The following is a 12018-nucleotide window of genomic DNA, read 5'->3' on the forward strand; positions in this document are numbered from 1 at the left end:
CTGCCAACGTGCCGAGTCCGAGATAGTCGCGCGTTCCGAACAGGTAGACGAGCGCGATGACCGCGATGCCGCCAATGGCGGGGCGTAACGGGCCATAGGAGACGATGCGCTTGAGCCACCCGCCGAGCGTGTGATTGGCTTCGGCGAAGGCGAGACCGACCAGCCCGAACGCAACCCCGGCGACGCCCGCCTTGGTGACGAGCAGCGCATCGACCGGCACCAGCGCATCGATCCGGTAGACGCCGTGATGGATGCCCCAGGCAAGGCACGTCCAGTCGCCGACCAGTGCCGCGACCAGGCACGGCACCAGCGCGCGATATTCGACACGCCCGATCGCCAACACCTCCAGTGCGAACACCGCCCCTGCGATGGGCGTGCCGAACACCGCGCCGAACCCGGCCGCAATGCCCCCCATCAGCAGGATGCGGGTGCCGTCAGCATCGAGCTTGAGCGCGCGACCGAAACCGCTGGCGAGACTGCCGCCCAACTGGACGGCGGTGCCTTCGCGCCCGGCCGAACCGCCAAACAGATGGGTCACCACCGTGCCGAAGAAGATCAGCGGTGCCATCCGCAGTGGCACCCCCCCGCCCGGTTCGTGGATCTGCTCGACAATAAGGTTGTTGCCGCCCTCCACCGAGCGGCCGGTCAGATGGTAAAGCAGTCCGACCACGAACCCGCCGATCGGCAGCAGGTAGAGCAGCCAGGGAAAGGCAAAGCGAAGCCGGGTCACGGCATCGAGGCTCCACAAGAAAGCCGCGCAGAGCGTTCCCACCATTGCGGCCATCGGGACCAGGATCAAGGCCCATCGCAGCACCGACATGGCATGGGTGCGGCGATCGCGAATGAACGCTGCCATGTTGAACTGGTCGTAGAGATTGCGAAATGTCGCGCGCACGATTCCTCCTTGCTGCCTTGCGGCGCCTGGTAGGAATCATCGACCCTTGCGAGGGCGGTTCGGCCGAATGGCCCGGCGGAAATCCATCGCCGTGCCGAGCATATGCTGTCCGACGGCGACCTGGTCAACCATCGGCAGGGTCACGATGAGACCATTGTTTTGCTGAGGATCAATAATTGGCTCAACCATGGAATAAATCTCGACGGGCGTCGTCTACGCTTTCGAGACTGATGCGCCGGAGGCTTATGCGTAGACGAAATTGGATGCTGGGTCTGACTGCTTCGGCCATGCTCACCGGCGCAGTCGCGGCCGCCCCCGCCGATGGCTACGCCAGCATGGTATCTGCCGCGATGGACCGGATGATGGCGGGCATGATGGTCAAGCCGTCCGGCGACGTCGACCGCGACTTCGTCGCAATGATGCTTCCGCATCACCAGGGCGCCATTGATATGGCGGTGGCAGAGCTGCGCTACGGTCATAACGAGCAGCTCAAGCGCATTGCGCAGGAGATCATCATCGATCAGCAGCAGGAGATCGCCGCCATGAAGTTGGCGATTGGTCAGCCGCTACCCCCTTCGACGCCAGCCCCGACGCAGGGCGGCGACTACCACAGCCATATGGAGCACTGACATGATCCGGACCTTCCTGCGCTCGGCCGCCTTGCTGATGAGCGCCGCACCGGGCATTGCCATGGCCCAGCAGGCGCCGTGGAACGCCAAGGACGTGCCTGTCAGCCACCGCGACCGCGTCTATGCATCCGAACAATTCTCCAACACGGTGTCGGTGACGGACCCGGCCGACAACAGGTTGCTCGGCGTCATCAAGCTCGGCGATCCGCAGCCGATGAATTTTTCCCCGCTCTACAAGGGGCAGGTGCTGGTTCACGGCCTCGGCTTCTCGCCGGACGGGAAAACACTGGCGGTCGTGTCGATCGGATCCAACGCCGTGTCGTGGATCGACACCGCCACCAACACCGTCAAGCACACGACCTATGTCGGGCGCAGCCCGCATGAGGCGTTCTTCACGCCGGACGGCAAGGAGGTGTGGGTTACGGTACGCGGCGAGGATTACATCGCCGTGCTCGACCCCAAGACGTACAAGGAGACCGGTCGCATCAAGACGCCCGGTGGTCCGGGCATGACGATCTTCTCTCCCGATGGCCGATACGGCTATGTCTGTTCCTCGTTCAATCCGGTGCTGGCCGTGTTCGATGTCTCGACCCACGCGCAGGTCGGACAGGTGGCGCAGCCGAGTCCGTTCTGTCCCAACATCGCCGCGACGCCGGACGGCAAGCAGGTGTGGTTCACGCTGAAGGACATCGGCAAGACGGTCGCATTCGATGCCAAGCCGCCTTTCGCGATCCTCAAGGTGCTGGATACCGGACCGATCACCAATCACGTCAACTTCGCCCGCACGGTCAGGGGACAGTTCGCCTATGTCACGGTAGGCGGGGAAAACGCGGTGAAGGTGTTCCGCACGTCCGACTTCGCGCTTGTCGCCACCATCCCGGTCGGCAAGATGCCGCACGGTGTCTGGCCATCGGGCGACGGCCGGCGCATCTATGTCGGGCTGGAGAATGCTGATGAACTTGCCGCGATCGACACCGCCGGCAACAAGGTCGTTGCCACCGTGCCGGTCGGACAGGCACCGCAGGCGATCGCCTATGTGCCGAACGCTATTCCGACAGGCCTCGGCACCGACAATCTTCAACCGCTCGGTACGGCAGGCAAGGCGGTGCATCTGAACATGGGGCCGGTTCGCGGCAATGGTGCTGCAAGCAGCATTACCCTCTTCGACCAGGGCATCATTCAGGTCGTGCAGAGTGCCGTTACCGGTTTGCAGCCCAAGAAGCCTTACATGCTCGTGCTCACCGCCAACGCGGACGGCAGCGGTGCGGTAGAGCCGCTTGCGAACTTCATGAGCAATCCGGCAGGTGCGGCGATCGTCAACGCGTCGGGTCCGATCCGGCAGATCGTTCAAGGCAGCACCGCGGCACCCCGGCGTTTTCTGGCGGTCGCCGAGGTGGTGAACGGCGCTCCGGGCCGCATCGTGCAGGTGCAGCGCGACTGAGATGGACCCGCTTGCCGCCGCGATCGAGCCACTGATCCCCGGTCTGCGCCGCTATGCCCGGTCGTGGTTGCGCGATCCGGCGATGGCGGATGACGTGGTGCAGGATTGCCTTGAGCGCGCGGTCGGGCGCTGGCGCCAGCGACGGGGTGCGGAGGTTCGCCCATGGGTCTACGCGATCCTGCACAATCTGTTGGTCGACCATCAGCGGCAGCACAGTCGGCGAGGTACGGCGGTTCCGCTCCACCTCGTCGACGACGCTGCGCTCGGCCGCCCGGCCGATCAGGACGTAGGCCTGCACCACCGAGACCTGTTGCGCGCACTTGATGCGTTGCCCGAGGAGCAGCGGACGGTGCTGCTCCTCATTTCCGTCGAAGGTCTGTCATATGGGGAAGTCGCTGCCGTCGTCGGCGTGCCGCTGGGAACGGTGATGTCGCGCATATCGCGGGCGCGCGACCGTCTGGCGACGCTCCTCCGCGAGGGTGAACGGCCACGATTAAGGAGTATTCGATGACCAGCCCGATCGGAGAGGACGATCTGGCCGCGTGGATCGATGGAAGGCTGTCGCCCGAGCGGCAGCGTCTGGTCGACGCTTACCTTGAAGGCCAGCCGGACGTGCATGCCCGTTTGCGGGAGCAGGCGGAGCAGGCGCGAGCTCTTGCGTCCCTGTTCGCTCCCATCGCGGAGGAACCGATCCCGGCGACGATGCGCGTCGCAGCCATCAGGGGACGGCAACGCCAACCGCCTTGGCAACTCGCCATCGCCGCGTCGCTTCTGCTGGCGGTCGGATTTGGCGGTGGTTGGTCGAGCGCGCGGTGGAGCGGCGAACCCCACGCGGGCATCGCGGCGCTGGCCAATGAGGCGAGCGACAATTTCCGTGTCTATGCCGCCGACCGGATTCGACCGGCGGAAATCGGCCCCGACCAGCGCGCCATGCTGATCCGATGGACCTCCAGCCGATTGGGTGAGCGCGTGACCATCCCGGACCTCAGCACAGCGGGTTACCGCTATGGCGGGGGGCGATTGGTCGCGACGCCCCACGGCCCTGCAGCGCTGCTCCTCTATGATGGACCGCAAGCGTCGAAGCTTGCGGTGCTGACGAGGCCCATGCAAATCGACAAGAGCGCAAGCATGACCAGCACGTCCAGCGGGACCATGGGCCGGGTCACATGGGCGGTCGACGGGATCGGCTATAGTGTGGTGGGGGAGCGCCCCGCTGCCGAGCTGCATCCGATCGCCAACGAGGTCCAGCGCCAGGCCGATGCGGCGCTTGTGTCCTGATAGCACCTGGCCAGTTCTCAGCGCCGACAGGCACTGGGCGGACCAGCGGGATCACGGCTTGCGCGCGGCATCGTTCCGGTCGGCCTCTGCCGGAGTCAGCCTGGCCCGTTCGCGAATGCGACGTTCGAGTGGAGCGCCGACGAACAGTACGAGCATCGCAAGGCTCAACCCGCCGATGATGAGCGGCCACACCGCCAACCCTGCTGCCGCGCCGATCGTGGCTGTTACCCAGATGCATGCGGCAGTCGCCAATCCATGCACTTCCTGACCCTGGCCGACCCGCAGCACAGCGCCGGCACCGATGAAGCCGACGCCGGACAGAATGCCCTGCATCGCCCGTCCTGCGGCATCGGCGTTCACATTCGGCAAGCCACTGTGTACGATCGCCTGCACGGCGATGCAGCTCGCCAGACCGACGAGGCCCAGCGTCCGCAAGCCCATGATCTGCCGGTTCTCGCGCGAGCGTTCCCAGCCGAGCACCATCCCAGCCGCGGTCGCCACCACCAGCCGCCCGATCGCATCGATCCAAAAGCCGAGATCCGGTGCCGCTGACGCTTCGATCATTCGACCAGCACGTGCACATGATGCCAGGCGGTGCACAGATAGCCAGCGAAGTTCCACATCGTATCCGGCCGCTCGGGCTGACCCTGTCCAGTGTCGTCGAAGGCGCGCACGACAAGGTGCTGGCGCCCCTTGTCGAGCGTGGCGTCGAGGGTCCAGCGCCGCCAACCCCAGTGCGCCTCCGGATCATCGGTGAACGTCGCCTGTTGCCAGTCGCGACCACCGTTTACCGACACTTCGACCCGAGAGACGCGGCGATCATAGGCGATGGCATAGCCCTCGATCCGCACCTCCCCGGCCGGCAAGCTTTCGCCAGAGCCGGGCACGCAGATCGCGGCGTTGAGCGGCATGGCATTGATGGTCAGACCCTGGCTCCAGTCGACGGTGTCGCTCGTCACATCGGCAGGAAAGAGCTTGTAGTCGTGCGCCTGGATCGGTGCGTCGGATGGCGTCTCGCGCACCTCGATCCGTGTCAGCCATTTGGCGCTCCGCACCCCGGCATAGCCCGGCACCACCATGCGGATCGGTGCGCCGTGTTCGGGCGTCAGCGGCTCGCCGTTCATCGCCCAGGCAATGAGGACGTCGGGTTGCCGCGCCTTGTCCATGGCGATCGAGACCCCGAACAATGCTTCCTCGCCTTCGACGTCCACCTCGTCCGCTCCGGTGAACGCCACGAACAGGTCGGACGCATCCGGCGCACCGACGGCATCCAGTACGTCGGACAGTCGTACGCCGGTCCACTCCGCATTGCCGATCGCGCCCACGTCCCACGGGTCGCCGGACGTTTTTGCGAACTGCTGAAGATCCGTGCGCCGGTTGCCGGCGCACTGGAGAACTGCCGTCACCGTCCGCGTGGCCAACGCGCTCTTCAACTCCTCCACCGAGAAGGAGCGTCTTTCCATGCTCATCCCGCTGACCTCGATCCGGTGATCGGCAGGCAGATCAGGCACCGCACCATGGCTGCGCACGTAGAACAGCGCCTGCGGCGTCAGGAACCGCTCGATCAGCGCGCCGGGCGTCGGCTCGGCGTTGTAGGGCTCGGATTTGCGCTCGATCATATCAGTCATGGACGAACCAACGCCGCAAGCGCGCGGATCGCTTCAAATCTTCAAGACTATCGCAGACGAAGGATTACCGATCGTTCCGATATCCAGATTGAAATAAACGGATCAAACGGTTGGTCGTATCGATAAGATTGCGCGATATAAGCTGCATGACCCTGGAGCAACTCAGAATATTCGTCGGTGTCGCCGAGCGCGAACACGTCACCAAGGCAGCGGAGGTGCTGAACGTCACGCAGTCCGCTGCCTCCGGCGCGGTCGCGGCCCTCGAAGCGCGCTACGGGGTTCCTCTGTTTCACCGTGTCGGGCGTGGCATCCAGCTGACCGAAGCAGGCCGCGGCTTTCTGGAGGAAGCGCGCGCAGTGCTGGGGCGGGCAGCGCATGCCGAGACGATGCTGGCGGACTATGCCGGGCTTGCCCGTGGTTCGTTGCGGATCGTCGCAAGCCAGACGATCGCGAGCTACTGGTTGCCGGCAAAGCTCGCCTCCTTCTACGAACGCCACCCGCAGATCGCGGTCGAACTGGCGATCGACAACACCGAAGGTGCAGCAGCGCAGATCCTGAGCGGCGCGGCGGAGCTCGGTTTCGTCGAGGGCGAGGTGGACGAACCGGCGCTCGCCCTCTGGAATGTCGGGCGTGACCCGATGGTGCTGGTCGGCCATGAGGACGCCGGGCGCGTCGACGAGGACTGGCTTCGCGCTGCACGCTGGATCGTCCGCGAGCAGGGTTCGGGCACGCGCTCGACCTTCGAGGACGTGCTGCGAACGCGCGGGTTTGATCCGGCCCAGCTGACAGTAGCGATGACGCTGCCGTCCAACGAGGCGGTGCGTACCGCGGTCGAGGCCGGTGCCGGCGTCGCTGTGTTGTCGCGATTGGTCGTCGCACGCGCGCTCAAGGCCGGCGATCTGGTCGAGTTGCCGCTTGGGTTACCCGATCGCGCCTTCCACGCGCTGCGCCACAAGGAACGCTATCGCACCCGCGCGGCCGACGCGCTGACGGACCTCATCAAGGAGCAGGTCGCATGACTGCCGACGCACCTTCGGCCCTGACCGGCCTCAAGCCGCTAAGCAGGCTCGATCACCCGCGCGAGATGATCCGCCAGTTCACACCCAACTGGTTCGCCGCGACGATGGGCACCGGCATCCTCGCTCTCGCGCTGCCGCAGGTGCCCAATATCGGCCCCGCGCTCAAACCGATTGGCGAGGTGTTGTGGTTCTTCAACATCGCGCTCTTCATCCTGTTCGCCGGTCTCTATGGCGCGCGCTGGGCGATGTTCGGGCATGAGGCACGGCGCATCTTCGGCCACAACACCGTGTCAATGTTCATCGGGACCATTCCGATGGGCTTGGCGACGATCATCAACGGATGCCTCGCCTTCGGGATCGCGCGGTTCGGTAACGGCATCGTGCCGGTCGCACACGTCCTGTGGTGGATCGACGTCGCCATGTCGCTCGCCTGCGGCGTGTTGATCCCCTACCTGATGTTTACCCGCCACGAGCACAGCCTGGACGGCATGACTGCGGTATGGCTGCTGCCGGTCGTCGCAGCGGAAGTGGCGGGTGCCAGCGGCGGGCTGCTCGCGCCGCATCTGACCGATCCTCACGCGCAGATCGTGACGCTCGCCACTTCCTACGTGCTGTGGGCCTATTCGGTGCCGGTCGCGTTTGGCATCCTCGCTATCCTGATCCTGCGCATGGCGCTCCACAAGCTCCCGCACGAGAGCATGGCGGCATCCTCTTGGCTTGCGCTGGGGCCGATCGGCACCGGGGCGCTGGGTATGCTGGTGCTTGGGGCGGATGCGCCGGCGATCCTCGCGGCGCATGGGCTGGTCGGTGTCGGTACCGTCGCGCAAGGGATCGGCGTCGTCGCCGGGCTCTGTCTGTGGGGTTTCGGCCTGTGGTGGCTGGCGCTCGCGACGCTCATCACCATCCGCTACTGGCGCGCCGGCGTCCCATTCAACCTTGGCTGGTGGGGCTATACCTTCCCGCTCGGCGTCTACACCGTCGCCACCTTCCGCCTCGGTACGACGCTGAACCTAGGCTTCTTCGGTATTGTCGGCACAGTGCTGACGGTCGCGCTCGCGGCGATGTGGCTGCTGGTCGGTGCCAAGACACTCGCCGGAGCATGGCGCGGCAACCTGTTCGTCTCGCCCTGCATCGCTACCCCGAACTGATCCACCCTGATGATCGGATCAATCGGTCCGATCACTTGCAGAACGCCGCTTCGAACCGCCAGCGTGGCTGGCCACAGGAGAGCCTTGTCATGGACAATTTTGACGCCGCGCTGGCGAGTGAAACCAGCCGTCGCCGCTTTCTCAGGCGTACGGCGCTCGGCACCGCCGGCCTTGCCGCAGCACCTGCGCTGGCGCAGCAGCTCGTCGACCTGAAGCTGCCTGGCGGCAATGCCGAGCGGCCGATGACCAGCGCCTTTCCTGGCAAGGGCAGCATGATCCTCCAACGCATCCATCCTCCGCTGTTGGAGACGCCGATGGACGTGTTCGACAAGTCGGTGTTCACGCCCAACGACCAGTTCTTCGTTCGCTGGCACTGGGCCGACATTCCAACCTCGATCGACGTCGAGAGCTTCCGCCTCAACGTCTTCGGCCACGTCAACCGACCGCTGTCGATTAGCCTCGCCCAACTGCTGCGCCTGCCGCGGGTCGAGATGGCGGCGGTCAACCAGTGTTCGGGCAACAGCCGTGGGCTGGTCCAGCCCCGGGTCGCCGGCGCGCAATGGGGCAACGGCGCGATGGGCAATGCCAAATGGCTCGGCGTGCGCCTGCGCGACGTGCTGGACCTCGCGGGGGTCAAGGCAGGCGCGGTACAGGTGCGCTTTGGCGCGCTCGATCAGCCGGTTGTGGCGGACGCCCCTGACTTCGAGAAGGCGCTCGACATCGACCATGCCCGCGACGGCGAAGTGATGATCGCCTTCGGCATGAACGGCGAGCAGCTGCCGCTCCTCAACGGCTTTCCCTGCCGGCTGATCGTCCCGGGCTGGTATTCGACCTACTGGGTCAAGATGCTGAACGCGATCGAGGTACTGCCCGGCCTTGACGACCAGTATTGGATGGCCAAGGCCTACAAGATACCGGCGACACCCGGCGCGAATGTCGCGCCCGGTGCCAAGGACTTCCCGACCGTGCCGATCAATCGCATGATCCCGCGCAGCTGGATGACCAGCCTGCCCGATGGCCAGGCGATCGCCTATGAGGCGTCGATCCCGGTCGGCGGCATCGCGATGGGCGGCGATTGCGGCGTCGCCAAGGTCGATGTCTCGTCGGATGGTGGGCGCACTTGGTACAAGACGACGCTCGGAGTGGACGAGGGCAGGTACAGCTTCCGTCGGTGGGATGGTCGCGTGCCGCTGAGACGCGGTCCCAACCCGATCATGGTGCGCTGCTGGAACACCAATGGGGTCGCCCAGCCGATGAAGCCGATCTGGAACCCGGGCGGGTTCATGCGCGGCAACATCGAAACCACCACCATCATCGCGGCCTGAGGAGCGAGTAGCATGAAGACCCCGTCTACCGGCATCATGGCCGCTGGCCTGATCGGCCTGACCGGTATTATCCTCGTCTCGATCGGGGCGCCGAGCAGCCGCAAGGCGCCTGCCCCGATCTCCGAGACATCCGAGCCGGCACCGCCCACCAGCGTCTCAGCCCGCGGCTTTTCGCTCGCCTCGACCAGCGTCGACCTGCCGGTCGATGACGTTACCTACCCCGATGGTCCGCACGCCGACGTCATCAACGCCAACTGCACTTCGTGCCACTCGGCCAGCATGGCGCTGACCCAGCCTGCGCTATCGGCGGATCAGTGGAAGGCGACCGTCACCAAGATGCGCGAAGTGTACAAGGCTCCGGTGGCCGAGAAGGACGTCAACGCGATCGTCGCCTATCTCATCGCTATGCCGAGCCACAAGGCGGCACCCGCGACAGGCAAGGCACAGGATCCCGACCCCAAGGCGGCTCCCGATGCCTCAGGTGGAACAGGCTAACCGATCTCCTTCCATAATCCCGAAATACCATCGTTTGTGGGACGGTCGCCAGCAGTGAACTGCAACGCGCCGACACTGCCTTGCGAGCGGACAGAAGGAAGAGCTTCAACCCTCAATGAAGCTTCATCGGTGCCGTTTGGTAGGGTGCCGTTTGGTCCTCCTTGGTTAGGACTCCAGGCGGACCAAAGGGCCAATCCGAGCTAAATTCTTAATGTCCCTTTTTGGCGGAAATCGGACCGGCCAGAGTAGGAACGCAGAGGGTATACCCAAAACGCACCTGCTAAAATAGGTAATTTGGCAGGGTCGTGGCAGTGCGGCACACGATGCCATCAGAGACATAAAGATAGCATTCTGGCACAGAACCGAGATTGTTGTCATGGACGACCACCGCAGCTATGCGATACTAGCGTAATCCACAGAGGCGGATGTGCCAATATGACCCTGCAAATCAACATTACGTCTAACGGGCGTATGAGCCTGCCGTCAGACGTTCGGAAGCGTCTTGGTCTGAGTGGCGGTGGCGCGGTCTACCTGGATGAAACCGAGGATGGCGTGGTATTGCGGACGGCAAGCCAAGCGGTGGCACGCGCCCAGGCCTTGGCCAAGCAGTACACCGGCGGTAACCCCGACGCATCCGTTGACGCTTTCCTTGCCCGACGCCGCGAGGAGAGCGGCGAATGAGCGTGGTGCTGGATGCGTCTGCGATCATCGCCATGATAAAGGGGGAGCGCGGAGCGGCAAAGGTCGCGGGCGAGATCGGTGGAGCGCGGGTAAGCAGCGTCAACTATGCCGAGGTCGTCAGCCACTTCGTCCATGCCGGCATGCCCGAACGCGAAGTCGATGCCATGCTCGATCCACTGCCACTGACCGTCGTGCCGGCCGACAAGGCGCTCGCGCAAATCGCCGGGCGGCTGCGGGCCGCAACCGCCGAGGCGGGGCTTAGCCTTGGTGATCGTTTCTGCTTGGCACTTGCACAGCGCGACGGCTTGCCCGCGTGGACCAGCGACCAGAACTGGAAGAAGATCGCTGATGCCGTCGAAGTGAAGGTTGTCGCGATCCGCTAACCTGGCACGGTTGCGGGGTAGGGGAGGGGGCAGGACGTCCGGCTCGACTGCCATGGTGGAAGCACGAACCCGCTGCGCGGGAAGGTCGTGCGGGGCGCGGTTGAATTGATATCGCGGGTGTAGCGCATCGGTTGAGCGCTACGAGAAGCAGGCAGAGCATCGGGGTTCCACGAAAGGAGCCCTGCCATGACTATCCTCATACCCGTTGTTGCCGTCAGCCCGTTACGCCAACGTCTCATTGACGAGATGGACATACGCCGCTTCGGTCCTGAGACGCGTCGGAACTACATTCGCGACGTCGGGCGGTTCGCGACGTTCCTCGGGCGCTCGCCCGACACAGCAACGGCGGAGGAGGTTCGGCGCTTCCAGATCGAGCAGTGTGACCTGGGTGTGCCTGCGCCGACCATGAATGCTATCGTATCGGCACTGCGGTTCTTCTTCATCCAGGCGCTCGACCGGCCGGATCTTGCCCGTAAGCTGGTCCGCATGCGGCACGTGCGCAAGTTGCCGGTGGTCCTGAGCCAGGACGAGGTGGCGCGGCTGTTGGCGGCAACCACATGCCTCAAACATCAGGCGGCGCTGTCGGTCGCCTATGGCGCCGGACTGCGTGCGGCCGAGGTCGCCGCCCTCAAAGTGCGCGACGTCGACAGCGAGCGCATGCTGCTGCGGGTCGAGCGCGGCAAGGGCGGGCGATATCGCAACGCCATGCTCCCGGTCGGGCTGTTGGCGTTGCTGCGGGAGTGGTGGCGAGTGGGTCGGCGTGAGGGCGTATTGCACGTCGACGGGTGGCTGTTTCCCGGTCAGCACTATCTCAAGCCGCTCAGCACGCGGCAGATCTACCGGGTGGTGGTCGAGGCGGGGCAAGCAGCGGGCATCGACAAGCGGGTCGGACCGCACACGCTGCGACACTGTTTCGCCACGCACCTGCTCGAGGACGGAATCGACGTTCGCATCATTCAGACGCTGCTAGGGCACGCCAAGCTGGAGACCACCGCCTATTACACGCAGGTCGCCACCCGGGTGCTGCGCAACGTGACCAGTCCGTTCGACAGGCTGGCGATGACCGCTATGGAAGCGAGAGCGCCCAGCGGCTGAG

The 12018-nt window shown here is 65.0% G+C and carries 14 protein-coding genes and 1 riboswitch; of the genes, 11 read left to right on the forward strand and 3 right to left on the reverse strand.

What is annotated here, in order from left to right; genetic code table 11:
• A partial coding sequence (locus NLI89_RS17330; protein ID WP_254688148.1) for a chloride channel protein occupies positions 1-895 on the reverse strand: 895 nt, incomplete at its 3' end.
• 23 nt (positions 896-918) lie between these two features.
• Positions 919-995, reverse strand: a riboswitch (Fluoride riboswitch).
• Positions 996-1158: 163 nt separating this feature from the next.
• Between NLI89_RS17330 and NLI89_RS17335 the strand changes: the two genes are divergently transcribed.
• The 4 genes from NLI89_RS17335 to NLI89_RS17350 are packed head-to-tail and all read left to right on the forward strand — an operon-like array spanning position 1159 to position 4243.
• Complete coding sequence (locus NLI89_RS17335; protein WP_235528336.1) at positions 1159-1524, forward strand: DUF305 domain-containing protein; 366 nt, start codon at positions 1159-1161, stop codon at positions 1522-1524.
• Between the two features lies 1 nt (position 1525).
• Complete coding sequence (locus tag NLI89_RS17340) at positions 1526-2965, forward strand: YncE family protein (RefSeq protein ID WP_055817296.1); 1440 nt, start codon at positions 1526-1528, stop codon at positions 2963-2965.
• Position 2966: 1 nt separating this feature from the next.
• Positions 2967-3476 carry an RNA polymerase sigma factor gene (locus tag NLI89_RS17345; RefSeq protein WP_055817293.1) on the forward strand — a complete coding sequence of 170 codons (510 nt, stop codon included), beginning with the start codon at positions 2967-2969 and terminating at the stop codon, positions 3474-3476.
• Positions 3473-4243, forward strand: a complete 771-nt coding sequence (locus NLI89_RS17350; RefSeq protein WP_055817290.1) for an anti-sigma factor family protein — start codon at positions 3473-3475, stop codon at positions 4241-4243. The genes NLI89_RS17345 and NLI89_RS17350 overlap by 4 nt, the downstream gene beginning before the upstream one ends.
• A 51-nt stretch (positions 4244-4294) precedes the next feature.
• On the opposite strand, the gene NLI89_RS17355 is transcribed toward NLI89_RS17350, so the two are convergent.
• Together NLI89_RS17355 and NLI89_RS17360 are read right to left on the reverse strand one after the other, a co-directional pair.
• Complete coding sequence (locus tag NLI89_RS17355) at positions 4295-4807, reverse strand: MgtC/SapB family protein (RefSeq protein WP_056626649.1); 513 nt, start codon at positions 4805-4807, stop codon at positions 4295-4297.
• Positions 4804-5871 carry a sulfite oxidase gene (locus tag NLI89_RS17360; RefSeq protein WP_055817283.1) on the reverse strand — a complete coding sequence of 356 codons (1068 nt, stop codon included), beginning with the start codon at positions 5869-5871 and terminating at the stop codon, positions 4804-4806. The genes NLI89_RS17355 and NLI89_RS17360 overlap by 4 nt, the downstream gene beginning before the upstream one ends.
• A gap of 146 nt (positions 5872-6017) precedes the next feature.
• Here NLI89_RS17360 and NLI89_RS17365 point away from each other — a divergent pair, with 146 nt between their 5' ends.
• The 7 genes from NLI89_RS17365 (at position 6018) to NLI89_RS17395 (ending at position 12017) form a co-directional block, all read left to right on the forward strand.
• A complete protein-coding gene (locus tag NLI89_RS17365; protein WP_056626652.1) occupies positions 6018-6890 on the forward strand; it encodes a LysR family transcriptional regulator in 873 nt (290 codons plus the stop codon).
• Positions 6887-8038, forward strand: coding sequence for a TDT family transporter (locus NLI89_RS17370; protein WP_056626653.1), 1152 nt, complete (start codon positions 6887-6889; stop codon positions 8036-8038). The genes NLI89_RS17365 and NLI89_RS17370 overlap by 4 nt, the downstream gene beginning before the upstream one ends.
• A gap of 89 nt (positions 8039-8127) precedes the next feature.
• Positions 8128-9363, forward strand: a complete 1236-nt coding sequence (locus tag NLI89_RS17375; protein WP_254688149.1) for a molybdopterin-dependent oxidoreductase — start codon at positions 8128-8130, stop codon at positions 9361-9363.
• A gap of 12 nt (positions 9364-9375) precedes the next feature.
• Positions 9376-9858, forward strand: coding sequence for a c-type cytochrome (locus NLI89_RS17380; protein WP_055817270.1), 483 nt, complete (start codon positions 9376-9378; stop codon positions 9856-9858).
• A 435-nt stretch (positions 9859-10293) separates the two neighbouring features.
• Entirely contained in the window at positions 10294-10539 is a 246-nt protein-coding gene (locus tag NLI89_RS17385) for an AbrB/MazE/SpoVT family DNA-binding domain-containing protein (RefSeq protein WP_151991799.1), read from the forward strand.
• The gene (locus NLI89_RS17390; protein ID WP_151991798.1) at positions 10536-10922 is read left to right on the forward strand and encodes a type II toxin-antitoxin system VapC family toxin; all 387 of its coding nucleotides are present in this window, start codon (positions 10536-10538) and stop codon (positions 10920-10922) included. Before NLI89_RS17385 ends, NLI89_RS17390 begins: the two co-directional genes overlap by 4 nt.
• Positions 10923-11108: 186 nt before the next feature.
• A complete protein-coding gene (locus tag NLI89_RS17395) occupies positions 11109-12017 on the forward strand; it encodes a tyrosine-type recombinase/integrase (protein ID WP_254688150.1) in 909 nt (302 codons plus the stop codon).
• Position 12018 lies beyond the last annotated feature (1 nt).

It is taken from the genome of Sphingomonas faeni (genome assembly GCF_024273235.1).
Classification (GTDB): domain Bacteria; phylum Pseudomonadota; class Alphaproteobacteria; order Sphingomonadales; family Sphingomonadaceae; genus Sphingomonas; species Sphingomonas faeni_A.